The sequence below is a fragment of the Polynucleobacter necessarius genome (assembly GCF_900095175.1).
GTDB classification, from domain to species: Bacteria; Pseudomonadota; Gammaproteobacteria; order Burkholderiales; family Burkholderiaceae; genus Polynucleobacter; species Polynucleobacter necessarius_I.
Window position 1 is genome coordinate 102,700 of the sequence record NZ_LT606946.1, and the last position, 21,487, is coordinate 124,186.

Sequence of the window (21,487 nt, forward strand, 5' to 3'; positions counted from 1 at the left end):
GTATGGGACTAAAAGATAAAGTAGCCATCATTACTGGGGCCGCAAAAGGGATTGGCTTTGCAACGGCACAGCGCTTTGCACAAGAGGGTGTAAAAGTCATGATTGCGGATGTGAGTCCTGATGCAGTGAAGGCTGCAGTTGATCTCATTCCAGGATCTGAAGCCTATGTCATGAACGTGACTGATCGCGCAAGTGTTGAAGCGGCTGTTGATCAAATCATGCAGCGTCACGGACGCATTGATATCTTGATTAACAATGCTGGCATCACGCAAGATGCACGCTTAGTCAAAATGACTGAAGCACAATTTGATGCTGTGATTGATGTTAATTTGAAGGGTGTATTCAATTGCACCCAGTTGGTTGTGCCGCATATGTTAGAGGCTGGTAAAGGCGCTGTTGTTAATGCCTCAAGCGTTGTCGGCATCTATGGAAATTTTGGGCAGACAAATTATTCGGCCACGAAATTTGGCGTCATTGGATTTACTAAAACTTGGGCTCGTGAACTGGGTGCAAAAGGTATTCGGGTAAATGCAGTGTGCCCAGGCTTTATTGCCACTGAGATGGTCAAAGCCATGCCTGAAAATATCCTCAAAGATATTGAAAGACGCAGCTGGCTTGGTCGCTTAGGTACTCCAGAAGAAATGGCGAACGTGTATTTATTCTTGGCGAGCGATGAAGCCAGTTATGTCAATGGCGTAGCACTTGAGGCCAGCGGCGGGATCTCGCTCTAACAATGCATCTTTTATATGAAGAGGGTGGTGACATTAAGGTCGCCACAGTCCAGTCTGCCTCTGGCGCTGGAGATGCTGAATCTTGGCAGGCGACAAGCCTGTCCGGGAAAAGGATCAAACTAAAGGCCAAAGAAGTTTGGCTACGTTTTGAAAAGCCAGAGCCACAAGCTTTAATGGATGAGGCAAATGCTTTATCTAAAGAGATTGATTTGCAGTTCTTGTGGGACTGTGCACCCGATGAAGAGTTTGGCCTGGTGGATGTTGCCCAGGAATACTTTGGTGCTCAAGCAAGTATCCCGCAACAGACGGTATTAGCCATTGCATTGCAAGGGGCGCCAGTATTTTTCCGTCGCAAAGGGCGGGGACGTTTTCAACGAGCGCCGCTAGAACAGTTACAGGCTGGCCTAGCTGCACTTGAGCGCAAACAAAAAGAATTAGAGCAGCAGGCTGCTTGGCAAAAAGAGCTGGTGGCCGGCGTGTTTCCAGAGACGCTCAAGTCTCAAGCAAATCAACTGCTGTTTTCCCCGGATAAAAATACCCCTGCCTACAAAGCTTTGGTTGCTGCTTGTACTGAATCAGGAGAATCGCCTGCACGGTTGATGATTCGCTGTGGCGCGATTGATTCACCTTTGCAATATCACCAGGGCATGTTCTTAAAGGCGCATTTCCCTCAAGGTGCTGCACATGACCCAAGTTTGGTTGTTGACCAAGCCGTATTAGATGCGGCTATTTCAGAATTACCTTTAGCTGAGGTGACTGCTTTCTCGATTGATGACTCAGGCACTACGGAAATTGATGATGCTTTGTCAGTCACTGCACTTGAGGGCGGCGGTCATCGCATTGGCATACATATTGCGGCGCCTGGTTTGGTGATTGCTAAGGATGACGCTTTAGATAAGGTCGCACGCACGCGTATGTCTACGGTGTATTTCCCTGGCGACAAGATCACGATGTTGCCCGACACAGTGATTTCGCAGTTCTCATTGGATGAGGGTGCCGCTCGCCCAGCTTTATCGATTTATGTGGACATTGATTCTGCTGGAGTTGTGGATAAAGAGACTCTGCAATTGCGCGCCGAGATGGTTCCCATGGGATCTAACCTTCGCCTCGAGAATTTGGAGCATCTTGTAACGGAAGAAAGCTTAGCCGATGAATTGTCTGACTATGCTTATCGTCAAGAGCTCAGTGTGTTGTGGGCCGCGGCAAAGTTATTGCATGCAGGGTGGTGCCAAGAGCAACGAGTAGTAAATGGATTGCGTGCTGAGCAATTAGGGGTCTTGGATCCCAATGCATTAGCAAGAGACTTTCATTTTCAAATCAAGGAAGTGGATGGTGCGCAGCGAGTCGAGATTACTCCGCGTCAACGCGGTTCCATCTTGGATACGATCGTTGCTGAGTGGATGATTTATTGCAACAGTGCTTCAGGACGCTTGTTGGCAGATCACGGGATACCTGGTTTGTTCCGCACCCAAAAGGGTTGGGGCCCTTTACGCACTCGTATGCAGACAACCCCTGGCCCCCATGAGGGCTTAGGCTTGGAGTATTACGCTTGGTGCACATCACCATTGCGCCGCTACTCCGACTTAGTAAATCAGTGGCAGTTAATTGCTATTGCCAAGCATGGCATTACCGCCAAGATGGTGGCGCCGTTTCCGCCACGAGATGCTGCATTGATGGAAATTGCTGCAGACTTTGAAGCTTGCTATTCTGCCTATGGTGAATACCAGGACCGTCTTGAGAAATATTGGTGCTTGCGTTGGGTTGCTCAGGATGAAGTTCCTAAGCAAGTTTTTGTGAGGCATCTCAAGGAAGGTGTGTCACGAGTAGAGCCTGTTCCATTACATTTGCCGGTTCCAGAGTTGGCTACGCATCCTCGCATGACTCGAGCCGAAGTGAGTATTGCTGATGTAGATCTTCTGCAGCTTACTGCGGGAGTTCGAGTGCTTCATATTGAAACACCAGAAGTACCTGAGAGTGATGCAAGCCCCACCTAAGTTGACTCAGCTGGTAGCGCGCTTAGATGGTAGTTGGCGCCGCTACCCATTTGGCTATGCCTTGGGTCTCTCGATTCTGGCTCATCTCATTTTCTTGTCGTTTCGCTGGGGCATTGGTGAAATTGAGAATTGCCGTTTAAACACACCGCTAAGCGTTGTTTTGGTCAATGCCAGTAATCAGGTGACGCCCAAGCAGGCCAATAAGTTGGCTCAGGCAGATTTGCATGGAGGCGGCAACACCCCTAATCAAGATGCAAGTGCATTACACCGAGCAAGGCTTGGTGCGGATGCCCGCCTTGAAGTTTTGGAGAAACAACAAAAACAAATGCTAGCTAAGCTCGAAGCAGACCGAGCGCTATCAGGCGGTCGTAAAAGTGGTGATGAGAATAAAGTCACGTCGCAGCTAAACTCTTTAGAGGCTGAGTTGGCGAAGCGTTTGCAGGTCAATGGGCGGGAGCCTCGTCGTAAGGTCTTGACAGGAGCCAGTACGAAGGCGGTTGTATTTGCGCAGTATTACGACGCGATGCATCAAAAGATTGAGGCTTATGGAAGTGCATTTTTCCCGCGAGCTAATGGACGCCCTTTATATGGCAGTTTGGTGATTGTCGTGAGTGTCGATGCCCGGGGACGGATTGCTAACAATGCTCAGGGTAAAGATGGCTTGAGTATTGGACGAAGCTCTGGCAATCCTGAGTTAGATCGCCAGGCCTTAGCGATTGTTCGTGCTTCTGCTCCCTTTGGAGTTTTCCCGGCAGAAATGCGCAATCAGATTGATATCTTAGACTGGGTTTCTACTTTTGATTTCACGAGAGATGGATCTGATCGCTTAGATCTGCGTCCTTAATTCAGTCATGTATTACGAAATTTCGCTTATCCTGTAGTCACTATGAGTCAAGCCACTTCTACTGAATTGCATACCGACCCCACCCAATTTCCTGGTGTGGATGTCTATGTGGTTGCTGGCAATCTGATCTCACACAGTAAATCACCTGCCGTTCATAAACGATTTGCTGAGCAGTCAAATCAAAAAATGCACTACGGTCGTTTGCAGCCTGCGCTAGATCAATTCAAAACCGCTGCGCAATCTTTCTTTGCTGATGGTGGTAAAGGTATGAATGTCACCGTACCATTTAAGTTGGATGCACAGGCCCTTGCAGACGTATTAACACCGCGTGCGCAGCTGGCTGGCGCAGTAAATACTTTACGTATTGAGGATGGAAAAATCTTTGGTGACAATACCGATGGCGCTGGCTTAGTTAGAGACCTATTGGCGCAGGGTATCCAGATTAAAGGTGCTCGGATCCTGCTGTTGGGAGCAGGCGGCGCTTCGCGCGGAGTGCTTGGCCCATTGCTGGAGCAGTCGCCTAAAGAGCTCATCATTGCCAATCGATCCAATACCAAGGCTGATGAATTGGCTCAATTGTTTGGTGGTTTAGCTGGCTCATTGAATGTTGCACTACAAGCAGTTTCTTTAAGTGATCTTGAAGATGCTGCTAAGACTACATCTCCTTTTGATCTCATTATTAATGCTACTGCTGCAGGCCTATCCGATGCATCGCCAATTAGCGATGCGGCAGCAAGCAATATCTTTACCCCACGATCATTTGCTTATGACATGGTCTATGGCAAAGCCACTGCGTTCATGCAACAAGCATTGCATCGCGGTGCACGGGTAAGTGATGGCTTAGGCATGTTAGTAGAGCAGGCTGCAGATGCATTCTTAATTTGGCGTGGCGCTGCGCTTGCTGATGCGATTGATCCTCGCGCCGTCTTGGCAGAACTTCGTACTTCCTAGTTTTTAGCTGAGCTTTGATGCGCTGGCTTTCTTACCTTTTGAAATGTTTGCTGGGTGGTTTTATTGCCATGCAAATGTACTTTGTCATTCAGATTGGAATGTGGATGACGCTTGATCCAAGCAGCACTGCATTTCAGAGGGCAGAGCGCTGGCGCCTTTGTGGCCTGTCTTGGTCTTGCCCGGTGCGGTCAAAATGGGTTCCTTACGACAAAATATCAAACAACCTGAAGCGCGCTGTTTTGGTCAGTGAAGATGATATCTTTTTTCAGCATATGGGCGTGCGAGTGGAGGACATGCAAAAAGCATGGGCTAAAAATTCACAGCTTAATCAACAAGGCGGTAAATCTAAAACCGCTTTACGTGGCGGCTCCACAATCACGCAGCAACTAGCAAAGAACCTTTTTCTTTCTTCCGAACAGAATTATTTTCGCAAAGCACAGGAGCTGATTATTACTGGCCTACTTGAGGTAATGTTGTCTAAGCAAAGGCTGTTTGAAATCTATCTAAACTCAGTGGAGTGGAGTGAGGGCATCTTTGGCATCGGTGCTGCCTCTCAGCATTACTATGGAATAAAACCAGCATCACTTGATCGTGAGCAGGCTGCAGCCTTAGCGTCTGCATTGCCAGCGCCCAAGTGTTTTGACAAAGCGCAGTACTGTCGTAAGGCCAATGTTCATTTTCCTACACGGCAGAACTTTATTTTAGAAAATATGGACAGAGTGGCTTTAGCGCCCACTCCAAAACCAAAGACTCGTTAGGTCTGCTGTATAAGTTGGCCCGACTTTTGTTATTTGCTGGCTGCAGCTCTTAATGCATCTCTAGTGGTGATGGCCACTTTTCTGGCGGCTTCAGCAAAATCATTTCCTGAGCTTGCATACAGGATTGCTCTGGAAGAGTTAATCATCATGCCAGTGCCTGGCTTATTGGGGATAGTGCCAGCCTTTACCGTGGCATCGATATCGCCACCTTGAGCACCAATACCTGGAATGAGTAACGGCATCTCGCCCACAATCGCTCTCACTTTGGCAATTTCTTCAGGGAAGGTTGCGCCAACTACGAGGCTGATTTGGCCAGAGGCATTCCACTGTTGTGCGGCGAGTTTGGCAACATGCAGGTAAAGCGGTTCGCCATTGGGGGCCACATTCAAGAACTGAAGGTCAGAGCCTCCTGGATTTGAGGTACGACATAAAACAATCACACCCTTGCCGGCGTGTTTTAGGTAAGGCTCGATCGTGTCAAAGCCCATGTAAGGGTTCACGGTAACGGCATCCGCGCCATAGCGTTCAAAAGCCTCTAAGGCATAGTGGTCGGCAGTACTGCCGATATCACCACGTTTGGAATCCAAGATGACTGGAATATGGGGGTATTTATCTTTGAGGTACCTGGCCAACTTTTCTAGTTGGGCTTCGGCTCTTTGGGAGGCGAAGTAGGCGAACTGGGGCTTAAAGGAGCAGACGGTATCTGCGGTGGCATCAGCGATCTCGCGGCAGAACTCAAAAATCCCCTCAGGCTTACCCTGAAATGCGGCAGGCAAGCGCTTAGGGCCTGGATCAAAGCCCACACACAACATACTGCCTTGGGAAGCCCATGCGGACTGGAGTTGTTGGGTAAAGGTATTTGGGCTTGAGTTCATTGGAATTAGGCATATTTTAGTGAAACTGTCATGATCTATAGGATAAACTAGCGACCATTCCTTAGAAGTTCACCATGATCAACTTGTTCGTCCTGCAAAATGGCCGCCTCTCGCAAGAGCAAGTGGAAGATCGCAATGAATTGTTGCAATACTCCAACCCTATCTGGATTGACGTTGTTAATCCCGAAGAAGAGCTCCTATGGATTAAAGAGGCTTTTGGCGTTCTTTTGCCTGAATTAGATGATTTGGGTGACTTGGAAGCTTCTGCGCGTTATTTCGAGGCAGATGACGGCCACCTCCACATTCGTACTGATTTCTTGTTGGACGAAGAAGAGACTTCACGCAACGTGCGAGTCGCTTTCGTAATGACCAAGCAAGTGTTGTTCTCGATTCATGATGAAGATTTACCGGTGTTCCGTTTGGTGCGCTTGCGTGCCCGTTTGCGCCCAGGATCAGTCAGTAATGCAAAAGATGTTTTGCTCGACCTATATTCGACCGATGTTGAGTATTCCGCCGATGCTTTGGAAGAGGTTTATGAAAAACTCGAGCAAGCAGGTAAGCGTGTTCTACAAGATGACATCACTGATAACGATGCAGAAGAGGTGCTCGAAACTATTGCTAAGGAAGAGGATACCAACGGACGTATTCGTCGTAATGTGATGGATACCCGTCGTGCATTGTCTTTCTTAATGCGTAGCAAATTATTGTCTGATGAGCAGCAAGAAGAAGCGCGTCAGATTTTGCGAGATATTGATTCACTAGAAAACCATACTGCGTTCTTGTTCGATAAGATTAACTTCTTGATGGATGCGACAGTCGGTTTTATTAACTTGAACCAAAGTAAGATCATCAAGATCTTCTCGGTGGTATCTGTTGCTTTGATGCCGCCGACTTTATTAGCTAGTGTGTGGGGTATGAACTTTCGCTACATGCCTGAACTAGAAGAGACTTGGGGTTATCCAGTCGCCATTCTTTCTATGGTGATTTCGGCGATGATTCCATTAGGCTACTTCCGCCATAAGGGTTGGCTAAGCTCACGCTAATTCTGTAGTACTGCCTTATTAGGCGTTTTTAAGTTTAAGCAATTCTAGAAATTGAGAGAGTGCAAAATCACGCGCTTGTTCTCGCACGATTTGACGATCACCTTTGAAATGCTTGGTCAGTGTGGCGGTATTGATCACATCATTTCCAATACTCTCTTTGATTGCCCAGCCAAAGCAGACGGTGCCAACTGGTTTTTCAGGTGAGCCACCTGTTGGGCCAGCGATGCCAGTAATGGAGATGGCGGCATTGACATTTGCATTGTGAAGCGCCCCTTCAGCCATGGCTTTAGCAACCTGCTCGCTGACTGCACCAAACGAGTCGATCATCTCTGCTGGAACGTCTAAGCATTCAGATTTCGCAGCATTGCTATAGGTGACATAGCCTCTCTCAAGCCAATCACTCGAGCCTGCTAGATCCGTCAGGGTTGCACAGACAAGACCGCCAGTACAGGATTCAGCTAAGGCAATTTTCCAGCCTCGACTTATTAAAGACAGTGCAACCGCTCTTGCTAGTTCATGTTGGGGATCGTTATTATTTTTCATGAGATGTAGCTCAATCCAATATGTAAGAGTGTGATGGTGAGTAAGGTGAAAAATACTGCAGCTAAATCGTCGGCAATGATTCCGAAACCACGCCAAAGCATTAAACCAAAACTGGAAGGATTGGAATTATCACCATCCTCTAATTGTTTAAAGTGACGATCAATCATTCCAATCGGACCTGGCTTGACGGCATCAAAAAATCGGAAGAGTGCAAATGCCACAATTTGCACCCATAGGCTTGCCGGCATGATGAAAATCAGTACGAGCCAGAAGGCGACAACTTCATCCCACACAATTCCGCCAAAATCCTTTTTGCCTAGCTCTTCGCTAACTTGTCCGCAGATCCAGCAACCCAGCGCAATTCCTATCCCAACGATCCACAACCAAGCTTCGGTAGATAGAGAGTACTCACCTATCAAGAAGGCAGCCCAAGCCCAGAGTGTTCCTGCGGTGCCAGGGGCGAATGGCGCCAAACCACTACCCATGCCGAATGCCAGGGCGCGACTAGGTTTACTAAACACCCACTTGAAGCTGGGAGTCAAAGTGTGGGTACTTGGTGTATTCAATTGGGTATTCATGCGAAGTGATCAAAGGATTTCAGCAATAAATTGGCTTCTTGACTGCTTAATGCTTTTCCATCCTTATCAAGGATATGTATCTCGGGTGCAGAGTGTTGCATGGATTTAATGCTACCAATTTGAGTCAGTGGAAGATTGAGGTCTGCGCTTATTTTGGCAATGACATCCCGTTTGCCGCTTGGAGCGGTAAAGCACAGCTCGTAATCATCTCCACCACTTGCAGCGCATTGGTTTTGGATCACCTGCGATTGCTTGAGTAGCGTGCTGGATTTTGGAATTCTGTCTAAGAAGATTTCCGCATCTTTACTGGATTGCTTCAGGATGTGTTTTAGGTCTCCCAATAGACCATCAGAGATATCTAGAGCGGAATTAGCAAGCTCTCTCAAGGCAAGACCTAAATTCACTCTTGGGGTGGGTTGATGCATGCGTGCCTCAATAAGAGTTAAATCTTCTTTCGATAATGCAATTTCATGACGCAGTGCAGCAAGAGTAAGTCTTGCATCGCCAACAGTCCCTGAAACCCAAATGTCGTCACCTTCTATTGCTCCCGATCTGCGAATGGCTTTTTCCTTCCGAATGACACCAAAGGCAGTGATGCAAATATTCAGTGGTCCAGCGGTAGTGTCGCCACCAATGAGTGAGCAGGAATAGGCATTTGCAATGGCAAATAAACCCTTGCTAAAGGCCTCTAACCAGGCTGGATTAGGCTCAGACAATGCCAGCGCTAGAGTGAAGCCTACAGGCTTGGCGCCCATGGCTGCTAGGTCTGAGAGGTTGACTGCTAAGGCTTTCCAGCCTAACCACTTCGGATTTGCATCCGGGAAAAAGTGCCTTCCGCTGATCAACATATCACTAGTAATTGCCAGTTCCTCAGCGGCGTCGGTTTTGAGTAAGGCACAGTCATCCCCAATCCCGAGCTTGACTGAGCCGGGATTGTTGGCAAGCATGAGTTCTGACTGCGTTTTGAAAAAACGCTGAATCAAGTCAAATTCGCTAAGTAGGGAAGTTTGAGATTGCATGCCCCATTTTATGGCTCTTGGGACTCTTTCATCTGAGAGGAATAGAATTAGAGGCTTGAATAAGTCTGATTGATGAGTGAACTGATGGGTAAACCAAGCAATAGCAGCAAAGAACAACAAATAGCGGATTTAAGAGCAGCCGCTCTCCACTATCACGAGTTTCCTACCCCGGGAAAGATTGAGATTGCCCCTACAAAGCAACTAACGAATCAGCGAGACTTAGCACTTGCATACACACCCGGTGTAGCTGCTCCTTGCGAAGAGATTGTTAAGGATCCTGCAAATGCTTTTAAGTACACGGCGCGCGGTAATTTAGTTGGCGTCATTACTAACGGCACTGCAGTCTTAGGTTTGGGAAATATTGGACCATTGGCAAGTAAGCAATGGATCCAGAGAAAGAGCCATTCTGTCAGGAAACTGATTTGCGCACTTTGGATCAAGTGATTGAAGGTGCTGATATTTTCCTAGGACTCTCAGCTGGTGGTGTGCTCAAGCAATCCATGGTGAAAAAGATGGCGGATAAGCCATTGATATATGCCTTAGCAAATCCAACCCCAGAGAGTCTTCCTGAAGAAGTCAAAGAAGTTCGTCCTGATGCAGTGATGGCAACTGGCCGCACTGATTACCCAAATCAAGTCAATAACGTATTGTGCTTTCCATTTATCTTCCGAGGTGCGTTAGACGTTGGTGCAACTACGATTACACGTGGCATGGAAGTCGCAGCGGTTAAGGCTGTAGCGGAGTTAGCGCAAGCTGAGCAGAGCGAAGTAGTGACCTCTGTATACGGTATTGAGAACTTGTCTTTTGGTCCGGAGTATTTAATTCCAAAACCATTTGACCCACGTTTGATTACGGTCATCGCTCCAGCAGTTGCTAAGGCAGCGATGGATGATGGTGTTGCTCAGCGCCCAATTAAAAAAGACTTTGATGCTTATCGTAATCAGTTGCAGCAATTTGTGTACCACTCCGGCACTTTGATGAAGCCGCTGTTTAGCATTGCTAAACGTGTACCCGCAGATCAAAAACGTATCGTATTTGCCGAAGATGAAGATGAGCGTGTATTGCGTGCTGTACAAATCATTACCGATGAGCATCTTGCTACACCAATCTTAATTGGTCGACCAGCAGTGATCGAGCATCGTATCGGTAAGTTTGGTTTGCGTATTAAGTCAGGCGAAGATTTTGAGATTGTGAATCCAGAGAGTGATCCACGCTATCGTGATTTCTGGCAAACCTATTTGGCCTTGACGGAGCGTAAGGGTGTTACCGAATCTTTTGCTAAACTAAAAATGCGTCGTCGTAATAGCCTGATCGGATCAATCATGATTAGCAAGGGTATGGTTGATGGTATGATTTGCGGAACAGTCGGTAATTCAGCAACGCACTTGAAGTACATAGATGAAGTTGTTGGTCGAGAGCCTGGCGCTAATGTTTATGGCGCAATGTCTGGCTTGATTTTGCCGGGTCGCCAAGTATTTTTGGTCGACACTCATGTCAATATTGATCCAACTGCAGAGCAATTAGCTGAATTGACCTTGATGGCTGCAAGTGAGATGCGCAAATTAGGTCTAGCGCCTAAAGTTGCACTCCTGTCTCATTCCAACTTTGGTTCAAGCAGTGCTCCATCCGCTATCAAAATGCGTGAGGTGTTGGCTTTGATTCAAAAAGCAGATCCTGAATTGGAGGTGGATGGCGAGATGCATGGCGATAGTGCTTTGGATGAAACTATTCGTGCCGGTGCAGTGACTTCATCGCCCTTAAAAGGTGATGCTAACTTGCTCGTGTTGCCAAATATTGATGCTGCCAATATTTCTTACAACTTACGACTGCTGCGGGTAACGGCATTGCAATTAGACCGCTGCTCTTAGGCGCTGCTAAGCCGATTCATATTTTGACGCCATCGGCTACTGTGAGACGTATCGTCAATGTGACCACTTTAGCGGTGGTTGAGGCAGCAAGTAACGCGAGAGGTGTAGTCTAAGAAATAGGGGCGACCTTATATTTATGTTAGTTAGCAATAACTAACATAAATAATTATTATATAAATCAATGGTTTGTATAAAATGCACTGTAATTGGGCTTGATTTGATGGCGTGTTAAGGGTAACCTAGCACCCATCATGAATAATCGCTCTGAAAACGGTACTACAGTAAGCTTCGACGAACACAGTCGCACTGAAAGTTGGGACAGTAACGATCGACTTGAAACTGAGTCATCTGCTGCCAACATCTATGCCGAGGGTGGTTTATCTCGTTTACAAACCTATGCAGCAAATCAAGTTTCGGGAAAAAAAGTGACAGCTTCTTGGCGTGCCGCTTTGGCCGTTCGCGATGCCGGACCGCCGGCAATGTTGCGCAGTGTGCGCCCTAATATTGTGCAATCTATCCGTGCTTTCCGCACCCCTGACCTTCAGGAAGCGGCTACAGAGCTTGGTCAACACTTCATTTACGCCAATTGTGCAAATGCAATGACTAAAGGCGAAGTGTTGGAAGCGATTGCCATTGCCTATACATTTACTAAGCAACAAGCGAAGAATTTCGATCCTTTATTGGATGCTTTAACGACTACGGTTGATAAGTCTGGCCCACAGCCAGGTTTCGTAGTGGTTCTCGAAGGCTTGCCTTGCACGCAGAAGTTTGACAAAGAAGCTCGCGAAACTTTACTAGACGTATTTCGCGATGCCGTGGACTTCTGGTCTGAGCGCCGCACACCGTATCGAGTGTTCTACTCTTTTGCTTAAGCAGTAAATCCATAAAACAGCACAAATCGCCTCTATTTGAGGCGATTTTGCATTTCTGGATCCCAAATGCTGTGAACGGCAGTGATTGCCACAATTCCAGCGGTCTCAGTTCTTAATACCCGATCCCCTAAAGAAACAATCTGATATCCAGCGGCTTGAGCTTGAGCTTCTTCTTCAGAAGAATGCCCACCTTCAGGGCCAATCATTAAAATCACATCCTGTGGTGGATTTTCAATTAATACTGAATACAGGCTTTTGTCGGTATCAGGACTTAAAAGTAGCTTAAGTGTAGCTTTTTGTGGCTTCTGTAGATAACTTGCAAAATTTTGAATCGGTTCTACTGAGGCTAAAACTGTGCGATCACATTGTTCGCACGCTGCTTGAACAATGCCCTCCCAGTGCAGAAGGCGTTTTTGAGCCCGCTCTGCATCACTGGAGCGCGTTAATTTAATCACTGAGCGCTCACACTGCAGTGGTGCAATGACTTGAGCGCCGGTCTCTATGGTCTTTTCAACGACCCAATCCATCTTGTCGCCCCCAGCGAGGCCTTGTGCCAAGGTGATGGCGTAAGGACTCTCACGATGGGTGTCTAGGCGAATATCACTCAATTCTGCTTCCCCAGATTTATTGCTCAGGGAAAGGAGTTTTGCCTGGGCCACTTGGCCTTTGCCATCAAAGATGGGGAAGGATTCACCAACTTGGATGCGGCGCACGCGCAAGTGATGGGCGAGCTCGGGAGTGAGGGTATTTGGCTTTTGGGTTTCCCATGGGCCGGGAAGATAAAATTGAGGCATTACGGAAATATAGCTAATTAATTTCCTAGAGACCCAATTTACGATGTCAAACCTTCAAATTCGTATGGCAAACGCCATTCGTGCTTTATCCATGGATGCAGTTCAACAAGCCAATTCTGGTCACCCTGGAATGCCAATGGGTATGGCTGATATTGCAGTCGGTCTTTGGAATGAGCATTTGCAACATAACCCAACAGATCCACATTGGATGAATCGCGATCGCTTTGTTTTATCAAACGGTCATGGCTCCATGTTGTTGTATTCCTTATTGCACCTCACTGGTTACGACTTGCCGATGAGTGAATTAAAAAATTTCCGTCAGTTGCATAGTAAAACTGCTGGACATCCTGAGTATGGAATTACTCCTGGTGTAGAAACAACTACTGGCCCTTTGGGTCAGGGTATTTCAAACGCAGTCGGTATGGCGCTTGCAGAAAAATTATTAGCACAAGAATTTAATCGCCCAGGCCATGACATTGTTGATCACTACACCTACGTATTTTTAGGTGATGGCTGTTTGATGGAAGGCATTAGTCATGAAGTCTGTTCATTGGCCGGCACACTCAAACTCAATAAGTTGATCGCACTGTGGGATGACAACGGTATCTCGATTGATGGCAAAGTCGTTTCCTGGTTTAACGAAGATACGCCAAAGCGTTTTGAGGCTTATGGCTGGAATGTGATTCGTGATGTGAATGGCCATGATGCGGAGGCTGTATCCAGTGCAATTGCTAAAGCTAAGAAGAGTGACAAGCCTACCTTGATCTGTTGCAAGACAGCGATTGGTCAAGGCTCTCCCAATATGGCTGGCAGCGATAAGGTGCATGGCTCCCCATTGGGTGCAGCAGAAATTGCAGCAACTCGTGTTGCCTTGAACTGGCCTTATGCTCCGTTTGAAATTCCGAAGGATATTTATGAAGCTTGGGATTTCAGGAAACGTGGTCAAGCTGCTGAGCATGAATGGAATAAGGAATTCCAGGCCTACAAAAATAAATACCCAGAACTGGCTTCTGAATTACAGCGTCGTATGCAAGGCGACTTATCTAAAGACTTCTCTAAAACTTTAGATGCTTACTTAAAGACCTGTGAAACCAAAGCAGAAACGATTGCTACTCGCAAAGCAAGTCAGAATGCTATCGAAGCATTGGCGCCAGCCTTGCCAGAGTTTATGGGCGGCTCTGCTGACTTAACAGGTTCTAACTTAACTAACTGGTCTTCATGCAAAGCTGTGCGCGCTGACCAATGGGGTAACCACATCAACTACGGTGTTCGTGAGTTTGGTATGAGCGCAATCATGAACGGAATCGCTTTGCATGGTGGCTATATTCCATTCGGCGGCACCTTCCTAACCTTCTCGGATTACAGTCGCAATGCCTTGCGCATGGCTGCACTGATGAAGTTGCGCAGCATCTTTGTCTTTACGCATGACTCTATTGGCTTGGGTGAAGATGGTCCAACTCACCAATCTGTTGAGCATGTAGCGAGCTTGCGCCTCATTCCGAATTTGATGGTTTGGCGTCCATGTGATACCACGGAGAGTGCGGTTGCATGGGGTGCTGCGATTGAGCGTAAGCGTGGTCCAAGCACTTTGATCTTCAGTCGTCAAAACTGCCCATTTGTGCCTCGCAATAGTCGGCAAGTAAAAGATATTGCACGCGGCGGATATGTTTTGCGTGATCCTAAGAAATCCAAGATCGATGCAGTAATTATTGCTACCGGCTCTGAAATTGCTTTGGCATTACAAACTGCAGAGCGTTTAGAGGGCGAAGGTTTTGGAATTCGTGTGGCCTCAATTCCATCAACTACCGTGTTCGATCAACAAGATGCTGCGTACAAAGCAAAAGTCTTGCCGGCTGACATTCCGCGCATTGCTGTTGAAGCTGGAGTGAGTGATTTCTGGTGGAAGTATGGTTGTGCAGCGGTGCACGGTGTTGATACCTTTGGAGAGTCAGCGCCAGCGCCAGTGCTTTATGAATATTTTGGCTTGACTGTGGATCAGATCGCTAAAACAGTAAAGCAATGCATTGCCAAGAAATAGAAAAGACAAGAAGCAGAGTGTTTATTTAAGAATTCAAAATTAGTAAGGGGAATGGAATGACAATTCGTGTCGCAATTAACGGTTATGGTCGCATTGGTCGCATGGTCTTACGTGCTTTGTATGAAGATCAGGTCAATGGCAAGCCAAGACGTGATATCAAAATCGTCGCAATTAACGCGATGGGTGATATCGATATCAATGCGCACCTGACGCAATATGATTCTGCGCACGGTCGTTTTCCTGCTGAAGTAAAAGTAGACGGCGATTGCATGGTGGTTAATGGTGATCGTATCAAGATGTTCTCTACCCGTAATCCTTTAGAAACTCCATGGGGTGAGTTGGGCGTGGATTTGGTGCTCGAGTGCTCCGGCAAGTTCACTTCAAAAGAAAAAGCCATGGTGCACATCTCTCAGGGCGCGAAGAAAGTATTGATCTCTGCTCCTGGTGAAAAAGATGTGGATGCCACAATCGTCTATGGTGTGAATCAGCAAGTTCTCAAACCAAGCGATGTCGTTGTTTCTAACGCGAGCTGCACTACCAACTGTTTAGCTCCGCTAGTTAAACCATTGCTAGAAAAGATTGGTATCGAGTCTGGCTTGATGACTACGATTCATGCATTTACCAATGATCAGGTTCTGACTGACGTGTATCATAAGGATATGCGCCGCGCCCGTTCTGCTGTGAGCAGCATGATTCCAACTAAGACCGGTGCTGCAAAAGCGGTTGGCTTGGTATTGCCAGCTTTGGTAGGGCGCTTTGATGGTTTTGCAATGCGCGTGCCCGCCATTAACGTTTCTGTTGTGGATTTAACCTTTGCTGCTAGCCGCGCTACTAGCGTGGATGAAGTGAACTCCATCCTCAAAACAGCGAGTGAAGGCGAGTTGAAGGGTATTTTGGGTTTCAATACCTTGCCTTTGGTGTCCATCGATTTCAATCACGATCCACGCCCCAGTATTTATGACGCTTCCCAGACTCGCGTGTCAGCCGATGGTAAGCTGGTCAAAGTGCTGGCTTGGTACGACAACGAGTGGGGCTATTCAGTCCAAATGCTCAATGCCGCTGAAGCATTGATGGCTGTAAAGTAAGGAATCAAATCGGTTTTAAGTCTAAAAGTGCTTAAAATCTTGTTTTTGATGTAAAAAAGACCTCAATTGAGGTCTTTTTTCATTATCTGCACTTGTCTTCATGAATTAGGGCTTGGGCTTATTGCGACAATTTTTCTTTTGGCAGTGGCCATATATTGCTAAAGAGTGCTCCTGGAGCTTAAAACCCAGGTTTTTAGCGATATCGCGCTGCCTTTTCTCGATCGCCTCATCAACAAACTCTTCTACATGGCCGCAATCTAGGCAGACCAAGTGGTCATGGTGTTGACCCTCGTTAAGTTCATAAATGGCCCTACCATCGCCTTTGCTGGATTCAAAATGACTGCGGAGCAAGAGCCCTGCTTGTTCAAACTGGGTGAGTACCCGGTATACCGTTGCCAAACCAATTTCTTTATCGTCCTTGGCTAGGGCCATAAAGACATCTTCAGCGCCGAAGTGGGTCCCACCGTTCTGGTGAAAGAAGTCCAATATTTTCATCCGTGGACCGGTCGCCTTGAGGCCAATATCGCGTAAATCTGCTGGAGTTGGGTTTTGGTTCATATTCATGGGTTTGGGAGCTAAAATCAACGTCTTAATGATACGGCCTGCCATGCAAAATTGCCTTCACGTTTTTACCCGTTTATTGAACTCTATTTTTGGGGTTTTTGGCCTCGCTCGGTCAGGGTTAGTTATTGCCTCTATTAGTGCGGTAATGGTTGCTAGTGGCTGCACCAGCGCCGTAGATGAAACCCAACGTGCTTGGATGAATAAAGTCTTTGGGCCTTATGTCCCCGATGTAGTGCAGGGCAACTTTATTTCTAGCGAGCAATACGCCAAATTACAAGTGGGCCAGAATCGAGAGCAAGTTCGCCAAATTTTGGGGACACCTTTGTTGGCAAGTTATTTCCATGCCAATCGATGGGACTATGTTTTTGAATTCAAGCGTTCTGGTCAGGTGATGGGTAAAGAGCGTTGCGTCACCGTATTTTTCGAAGGCGATAAATTAGTTAAGTTCCAAGGTGATGCCTTGCCAACCGAAGTGGAGTTGGTTGCTGAGATTGATGGCTATGCAAAAACGAAGCGCTCATTCTGGGATGTCATTACGGGTGCGAATAAGCCCCCAGTGACCCCACCTTTGCAGCAGCCAGAGTTGCTGGTGCCTAGTCCAACAGATAATTTGCCCGCTGGTGCTGCAGTGCCTGCTGCTCCTGCCAGCAGTTCTTTTTGGGACTTTTTTAGTTTTTCAAAAAAATCGCCAGATGCTCAGCCGGTGCCTCAACAGTTAGGTCCTGGCGATCTCAACGTTCCTCAGGCTAGTGAAGTTAAGTAAAGATAAAGTTGTGTTGATGTCGAGTGATTTTTTCGACAACCTTGAATAAGAAACGAAGATACAAATGATGAAAATTGCAATCGCTGGTGCAACTGGCCGCATGGGAAAAATGTTGATCGAGGCTGTGCTCAATTGCTCTGATGCTGAGTTGGTTGGTGCCTTAGAGCATGAGTCTTGCCTGCTACTCGGTGAAGATGCTGGCGCGTTCTTGGGTAAAAAAACTGGCGTAGCCATCACATCAGATGTTACGGAGGCTTTGACTGGCGCTGAGTTTTTAGTTGACTTCACACGTCCTGAAGGCACTATGGCCCATTTAGCTGTAGCGCAAAAGACCGGTAGCAAAATGATTATCGGAACCACTGGCCTGAGTCCAGAACAAATCGATAGCCTGAAGAATGCCTCTGCAAATTTAGCGATTGTGTTTGCGCCAAACATGAGTGTGGGTATTAATGCGACATTTAAGTTGCTAGAGATTGCTGCCAAGATGTTGAACGAAGGTTATGACATTGAAATCGTTGAAGCCCACCATCGTCATAAGGTGGATGCCCCATCTGGTACTGCATTGAGAATGGGTGAAGTGATTGCGGATGCGCTTGGCGAGAAATTAGATGATGTTGCGGTATATGCCCGCGAAGGTCACACCGGCGAGCGTAAAGCGGGCTCAATTGGTTTTGCCACTATTCGCGGTGGAGATATTGTTGGCGATCACACTGTTTTGTTTGCAGGTGAGGGCGAACGCATTGAAATCAGCCACAAGTCTTCTAGCCGCCAGTCCTATGCACAAGGTTCCTTACGTGCTGCACGCTTCTTGCAGGGTCAGAATTCTGGCTTGTATGACATGCAAGATGTTCTTGGTCTGCGCAAGTAATTCACTAAATACGATCACCATTAATTAAAGAATAGAAGAAAAGAGTTGTATTGAATGAGTAAGGATTACGATCACCGCAGTATTGAAGCTGCAGCGCGAGCTGATTGGGAAAGTGCGCAGGCTTATAAGGTTTCTGAGAATGCTGTAGACGCTTCCGGTAAGCCGAGACCAAAATACTATGCCTGCTCCATGTTGCCCTACCCATCAGGTAAGTTGCATATGGGCCACGTTCGTAACTACACGATTAACGATGTAATGGCGCGACAGTTGCGCATGCAAGGCTATAACGTACTTATGCCTATGGGTTGGGATGCGTTTGGTATGCCTGCTGAAAATGCGGCGATTCAGAATAAAGTACCGCCAGCCAAATGGACCTACGACAACATTGCTTATATGAAAAAGCAAATGGCGGCGATGGGCCTTGCAATTGATTGGTCACGCGAAGTGGCTACTTGCAGTCCTGATTACTATCGTTGGAACCAATGGCTCTTTTTGAAAATGCTTGAAAAGGGTATTGCTTATCGCAAGACTCAAGTCGTGAATTGGGATCCAATCGATCAAACAGTTTTAGCAAATGAGCAGGTGATTGATGGGCGTGGTTGGCGCTCTGGTGCCTTAGTTGAGAAGCGTGAGATTCCAGGTTACTACTTCAATATTACCGCTTATGCGGAGCAATTACTTTCTGGACTAGATAATTTGGGTTGGCCAGAGCGTGTGAAGACCATGCAACAGAATTGGATTGGCAAAAGTCGTGGCGTGCGCTTTGCGTTCAAACACGAGATTACTGATGCAAACGGTAATTTTGTTCAAGATGGTCAGTTGTATGTATTTACAACGCGTGCTGACACCATCATGGGTGTTGCTTTCTGTGCAGTTGCGGCAGAGCATCCATTGGCATCATTGGCGGCAACTAATAATCCTGAGTTGGCAGCATTTATTGAGAAATGCAAAACCGGTAGCGTGATTGAAGCTGATCTTGCTACCCAAGAAAAAGAAGGCATGTTCACAGGTTTATACGTGACACATCCGCTGACTAATGAGCCAGTACCGGTTTGGGTTGGTAACTACGTGCTGATGTCCTATGGTGATGGTGCAGTTATGGGCGTTCCTGCGCATGATGAACGCGACTTTGCATTTGCCCTCAAATATGATTTGCCGATTAAGCAAGTGATTGCTTTGCGCACCCCATCGGATATGTTCAACACTAGCCACTGGCAAGATTGGTATGCCCAGAAGGATGACGTTGTTTGTTTAAACAGCGGCAAGTACGATGGCCTATCGCATGAAGAGGCTGTTGATGCGGTGGCAAAAGATTTAGAACAAATGGGTATTGGTGAAATCAAAACCACTTACCGTTTGCGCGATTGGGGCATCTCTCGTCAGCGCTATTGGGGTACACCAATTCCGATTATTCATTGTGGCGATGAGCACAATCCCGGTTGCGGTGCTGTGCCAGCACCTGAAGCAGATTTACCAGTAGTGCTGCCCGAAGATTGCGTGCCAGATGGCAGTGGTAATCCGCTCAATAAGCGTGCCGACTTCCTCAAGGTGAAGTGTCCAAAATGTGGCAAGCCTGCACGTCGTGAGACTGACACCATGGATACCTTTGTGGATTCATCTTGGTATTTCATGCGTTACACCGGTCCAGATGCGAAGACGATGGTCGATGCGCGTAACGAATACTGGATGCCAATGGATCAGTACATTGGCGGTATTGAGCATGCGATTTTGCATTTGCTCTATGCACGCTTCTGGACTAAGGTCATGCGTGATCTCAATCTCATTACATTTGATGAGCCTTTCCAAAACTTGCTAACGCAAGGCATGGTGCTCAATGAGACGTATTACTCTGAAGAAGCATCCGGTAAAAAGACTTGGTTAAATCCATTGGATGTAGAGCTCCAGCTAGATGACAAAGGTCGCCCTCAAAGCGCTAGGCTGAAAGGTGATGCTTCTGGCACACCAGTTATTATTGGCGGTGTTGAGAAGATGTCTAAGAGTAAAAATAATGGTGTTGATCCTCAAGCTTTGATTGATCAATATGGTGCTGATACTGCGCGTTTATTTGTGATGTTTGCTGCTCCTCCTGAGCAACAGCTCGAGTGGTCTAGTGCCGGTGTAGAGGGTGCATCGCGCTTCTTGCGCCGTGTTTGGATGTATTCCAGTAGTCAAGCTGATGCAATCCGCGCCGCCTCTGAAGTATTGCCAAGCGATTTAAATGACGCAGAAAAAGAATTGCGCCGTGAAGTGCACACCATTCTGAAGCAGGCTAATTTTGACTATCAGCGTCGTCAGTACAACACCGTAGTTTCTGCAGCAATGAAAATGCTGAATGTCTTAGAACCTGTGAAATTAGGCGATAAGACTACAGTGAGACCTGCTGTATTGCGTGAGTGCTTGAGTATTCTGATTCGGGTACTTTACCCAGTGGTACCTCACTTAACGCATGCTCTCTGGAATGAGATTGGTTGCGATCAATCTTTTGGCACGCTATTGGATGCGCCATGGCCTGTAGTAGATGAAGCTGCACTGATTCAAACTGAGTTGACCATCATGTTGCAAATTAATGGCAAGTTACGTGGGGATATTCGTGTGCCTGCGGATGCCACTAAAGAGCAAATCGAGGCTTTGGCCTTGCAGAGCGAGCCTGCTGTGAAAGTATTAAACGGGGCTACACCTAAAAAGGTGATCGTAGTACCAGGTCGCTTAATCAATATTGTTGCTTAGATTGCTAACGTTTTTTGAATAGAAACTAAACACATGCGCGTAAATCAACTTCGACGTACTCTGCTTGGGTTTCTCGCTCTAGCTCCAGTCAGCGGGCTGATTGCTTGTGGCTATCGTTTGCGTGGCATGGTTGATTTACTGTTTAAGGTAATCGCGATTACCGGCAGTCCATCGCCGCCTCTGCGTACCGATTTACAGGCAGCTATTTTGACGGGTACTGATGCAAAGATTGCAATCAATCCCAAAGATGCTGACCTGATTCTAGAAATTACTAGCGATCTGAACGGTCGTGAAATCTTGGCCTACAACTCCAATGGTCAGGCCTCCGCCTATCGTTTAAGTATTCGTGTTGGGTTTAGGGCCTATGACAACGCTGGGGCAGATGTGGTGCCTGAAGCTGAAATTTATATGGCTCGAGATATGGACTTCTCGGTATCGACTGTTTTGGCTACCGATGTTCAAATGCAACAATTTTTATCCTTAATGCGCCGAGACCTTGCAGTGCAAATTCTGCGTCGTGTTGCTGCATCTGCTCGAGCTCCACGGTCTAAAAGTTTTTAAAGAGTGACGGT

The 21,487-nt window shown here is 47.1% G+C and carries 19 protein-coding genes and 1 pseudogene; 14 read left to right on the forward strand and 6 right to left on the reverse strand.

Features of this window, described 5'->3' with window-relative positions; all coding sequences use genetic code 11:
* Positions 1–2 precede the first annotated feature (2 nt).
* The 5 genes from DXE44_RS00545 to mtgA are packed head-to-tail and all read left to right on the forward strand — an operon-like array spanning position 3 to position 5,278.
* On the forward strand, positions 3–731 hold the full coding sequence (locus tag DXE44_RS00545) for a beta-ketoacyl-ACP reductase (RefSeq protein ID WP_114654285.1): 729 nt from the start codon (positions 3–5) through the stop codon (positions 729–731).
* A 2-nt stretch (positions 732–733) separates the two neighbouring features.
* Positions 734–2,725 (forward strand): ribonuclease catalytic domain-containing protein, encoded by a 1,992-nt coding sequence (locus tag DXE44_RS00550; protein WP_114651802.1) that lies wholly within the window; start codon positions 734–736, stop codon positions 2,723–2,725.
* Positions 2,709–3,569, forward strand: a complete 861-nt coding sequence (locus tag DXE44_RS00555) for an energy transducer TonB family protein (protein WP_114651804.1) — start codon at positions 2,709–2,711, stop codon at positions 3,567–3,569. The genes DXE44_RS00550 and DXE44_RS00555 overlap by 17 nt, the downstream gene beginning before the upstream one ends.
* A 42-nt stretch (positions 3,570–3,611) precedes the next feature.
* On the forward strand, positions 3,612–4,520 hold the full coding sequence (gene aroE, locus DXE44_RS00560; RefSeq protein ID WP_114651806.1) for a shikimate dehydrogenase: 909 nt from the start codon (positions 3,612–3,614) through the stop codon (positions 4,518–4,520).
* 17 nt (positions 4,521–4,537) lie between these two features.
* Positions 4,538–5,278 carry a monofunctional biosynthetic peptidoglycan transglycosylase gene (mtgA, locus tag DXE44_RS00565; RefSeq protein ID WP_114651808.1) on the forward strand — a complete coding sequence of 247 codons (741 nt, stop codon included), beginning with the start codon at positions 4,538–4,540 and terminating at the stop codon, positions 5,276–5,278.
* 29 nt (positions 5,279–5,307) lie between these two features.
* On the opposite strand, the gene pyrF is transcribed toward mtgA, so the two are convergent.
* Entirely contained in the window at positions 5,308–6,153 is an 846-nt protein-coding gene (pyrF, locus tag DXE44_RS00570; protein ID WP_114651810.1) for an orotidine-5'-phosphate decarboxylase, read from the reverse strand.
* 74 nt (positions 6,154–6,227) lie between these two features.
* Here pyrF and corA point away from each other — a divergent pair, with 74 nt between their 5' ends.
* Positions 6,228–7,196 (forward strand): magnesium/cobalt transporter CorA, encoded by a 969-nt coding sequence (corA, locus tag DXE44_RS00575; protein WP_114651812.1) that lies wholly within the window; start codon positions 6,228–6,230, stop codon positions 7,194–7,196.
* An 18-nt stretch (positions 7,197–7,214) separates the two neighbouring features.
* Here the strand turns inward: corA and DXE44_RS00580 are convergent, their stop codons facing one another.
* Genes DXE44_RS00580 through thiL form a run of 3 tightly spaced genes read right to left on the reverse strand, consistent with a single transcriptional unit; the run spans position 7,215 to position 9,336 of the window.
* Positions 7,215–7,739, reverse strand: a complete 525-nt coding sequence (locus DXE44_RS00580; RefSeq protein ID WP_114651814.1) for a CinA family protein — start codon at positions 7,737–7,739, stop codon at positions 7,215–7,217.
* Entirely contained in the window at positions 7,736–8,317 is a 582-nt protein-coding gene (locus DXE44_RS00585; protein WP_114651816.1) for a phosphatidylglycerophosphatase A family protein, read from the reverse strand. Before DXE44_RS00585 ends, DXE44_RS00580 begins: the two co-directional genes overlap by 4 nt.
* Positions 8,314–9,336 (reverse strand): thiamine-phosphate kinase, encoded by a 1,023-nt coding sequence (gene thiL / locus DXE44_RS00590; protein WP_114654286.1) that lies wholly within the window; start codon positions 9,334–9,336, stop codon positions 8,314–8,316. The genes DXE44_RS00585 and thiL overlap by 4 nt, the downstream gene beginning before the upstream one ends.
* An 84-nt stretch (positions 9,337–9,420) precedes the next feature.
* On the opposite strand from thiL, the pseudogene DXE44_RS00595 reads away from it, so the two are divergent.
* Together DXE44_RS00595 and DXE44_RS00600 are read left to right on the forward strand one after the other, a co-directional pair.
* Positions 9,421–11,317 (forward strand): annotated as a pseudogene (locus DXE44_RS00595) (phosphate acyltransferase).
* A 138-nt stretch (positions 11,318–11,455) separates the two neighbouring features.
* A complete protein-coding gene (locus DXE44_RS00600; RefSeq protein WP_114651818.1) occupies positions 11,456–12,076 on the forward strand; it encodes a barstar family protein in 621 nt (206 codons plus the stop codon).
* Positions 12,077–12,108: 32 nt separating this feature from the next.
* Here DXE44_RS00600 and DXE44_RS00605 read toward each other — a convergent pair whose 3' ends face one another.
* Complete coding sequence (locus tag DXE44_RS00605) at positions 12,109–12,870, reverse strand: 16S rRNA (uracil(1498)-N(3))-methyltransferase (RefSeq protein ID WP_114651820.1); 762 nt, start codon at positions 12,868–12,870, stop codon at positions 12,109–12,111.
* Between the two features lie 43 nt (positions 12,871–12,913).
* On the opposite strand from DXE44_RS00605, the gene tkt reads away from it, so the two are divergent.
* Entirely contained in the window at positions 12,914–14,908 is a 1,995-nt protein-coding gene (gene tkt / locus DXE44_RS00610; protein WP_114651822.1) for a transketolase, read from the forward strand.
* Positions 14,909–14,964: 56 nt separating this feature from the next.
* Positions 14,965–15,993 (forward strand): type I glyceraldehyde-3-phosphate dehydrogenase, encoded by a 1,029-nt coding sequence (gene gap, locus DXE44_RS00615; RefSeq protein WP_114651824.1) that lies wholly within the window; start codon positions 14,965–14,967, stop codon positions 15,991–15,993.
* A 105-nt stretch (positions 15,994–16,098) separates the two neighbouring features.
* Here gap and fur read toward each other — a convergent pair whose 3' ends face one another.
* Positions 16,099–16,551, reverse strand: a complete 453-nt coding sequence (gene fur / locus DXE44_RS00620) for a ferric iron uptake transcriptional regulator (RefSeq protein ID WP_197712891.1) — start codon at positions 16,549–16,551, stop codon at positions 16,099–16,101.
* Between the two features lie 49 nt (positions 16,552–16,600).
* Here fur and DXE44_RS00625 point away from each other — a divergent pair, with 49 nt between their 5' ends.
* The 4 genes from DXE44_RS00625 to DXE44_RS00640 all read left to right on the forward strand — a co-directional run bounded on the left by DXE44_RS00625 (position 16,601) and on the right by DXE44_RS00640 (position 21,476).
* Positions 16,601–17,320, forward strand: a complete 720-nt coding sequence (locus tag DXE44_RS00625; RefSeq protein WP_114654287.1) for an outer membrane protein assembly factor BamE — start codon at positions 16,601–16,603, stop codon at positions 17,318–17,320.
* Positions 17,321–17,387: 67 nt separating this feature from the next.
* Positions 17,388–18,188: a 4-hydroxy-tetrahydrodipicolinate reductase gene (dapB, locus tag DXE44_RS00630; RefSeq protein ID WP_114651828.1), complete on the forward strand. Its 801-nt coding sequence runs from the start codon at positions 17,388–17,390 to the stop codon at positions 18,186–18,188.
* Between the two features lie 54 nt (positions 18,189–18,242).
* The gene (gene leuS / locus DXE44_RS00635) at positions 18,243–20,915 is read left to right on the forward strand and encodes a leucine--tRNA ligase (RefSeq protein ID WP_114651830.1); all 2,673 of its coding nucleotides are present in this window, start codon (positions 18,243–18,245) and stop codon (positions 20,913–20,915) included.
* Positions 20,916–20,948: 33 nt separating this feature from the next.
* Positions 20,949–21,476: an LPS-assembly lipoprotein LptE gene (locus DXE44_RS00640; RefSeq protein ID WP_114651832.1), complete on the forward strand. Its 528-nt coding sequence runs from the start codon at positions 20,949–20,951 to the stop codon at positions 21,474–21,476.
* Positions 21,477–21,487 lie beyond the last annotated feature (11 nt).

Excerpts from the sequence above, each read along its gene's own strand:
- DXE44_RS00585 (WP_114651816.1), bottom strand. The coding sequence starts at position 8,317 with ATGAATACCCAATTGAATACACCAAGTACCCACACTTTGACTCCCAGC.
- gap (WP_114651824.1), top strand. The coding sequence starts at position 14,965 with ATGACAATTCGTGTCGCAATTAACGGTTATGGTCGCATTGGTCGCATG.
- mtgA (WP_114651808.1), top strand. The coding sequence starts at position 4,538 with ATGCGCTGGCTTTCTTACCTTTTGAAATGTTTGCTGGGTGGTTTTATT.
- tkt (WP_114651822.1), top strand. The coding sequence starts at position 12,914 with ATGTCAAACCTTCAAATTCGTATGGCAAACGCCATTCGTGCTTTATCC.
- thiL (WP_114654286.1), bottom strand. The coding sequence starts at position 9,336 with ATGCAATCTCAAACTTCCCTACTTAGCGAATTTGACTTGATTCAGCGT.
- DXE44_RS00600 (WP_114651818.1), top strand. The coding sequence starts at position 11,456 with ATGAATAATCGCTCTGAAAACGGTACTACAGTAAGCTTCGACGAACAC.
- pyrF (WP_114651810.1), bottom strand. The coding sequence starts at position 6,153 with ATGAACTCAAGCCCAAATACCTTTACCCAACAACTCCAGTCCGCATGG.
- corA (WP_114651812.1), top strand. The coding sequence starts at position 6,228 with ATGATCAACTTGTTCGTCCTGCAAAATGGCCGCCTCTCGCAAGAGCAA.
- DXE44_RS00640 (WP_114651832.1), top strand. The coding sequence starts at position 20,949 with ATGCGCGTAAATCAACTTCGACGTACTCTGCTTGGGTTTCTCGCTCTA.
- leuS (WP_114651830.1), top strand. The coding sequence starts at position 18,243 with ATGAGTAAGGATTACGATCACCGCAGTATTGAAGCTGCAGCGCGAGCT.
- DXE44_RS00555 (WP_114651804.1), top strand. The coding sequence starts at position 2,709 with ATGCAAGCCCCACCTAAGTTGACTCAGCTGGTAGCGCGCTTAGATGGT.
- dapB (WP_114651828.1), top strand. The coding sequence starts at position 17,388 with ATGAAAATTGCAATCGCTGGTGCAACTGGCCGCATGGGAAAAATGTTG.
- DXE44_RS00605 (WP_114651820.1), bottom strand. The coding sequence starts at position 12,870 with ATGCCTCAATTTTATCTTCCCGGCCCATGGGAAACCCAAAAGCCAAAT.
- DXE44_RS00550 (WP_114651802.1), top strand. The coding sequence starts at position 734 with ATGCATCTTTTATATGAAGAGGGTGGTGACATTAAGGTCGCCACAGTC.
- aroE (WP_114651806.1), top strand. The coding sequence starts at position 3,612 with ATGAGTCAAGCCACTTCTACTGAATTGCATACCGACCCCACCCAATTT.
- DXE44_RS00545 (WP_114654285.1), top strand. The coding sequence starts at position 3 with ATGGGACTAAAAGATAAAGTAGCCATCATTACTGGGGCCGCAAAAGGG.
- DXE44_RS00625 (WP_114654287.1), top strand. The coding sequence starts at position 16,601 with ATGCAAAATTGCCTTCACGTTTTTACCCGTTTATTGAACTCTATTTTT.
- fur (WP_197712891.1), bottom strand. The coding sequence starts at position 16,551 with ATGAACCAAAACCCAACTCCAGCAGATTTACGCGATATTGGCCTCAAG.
- DXE44_RS00580 (WP_114651814.1), bottom strand. The coding sequence starts at position 7,739 with ATGAAAAATAATAACGATCCCCAACATGAACTAGCAAGAGCGGTTGCA.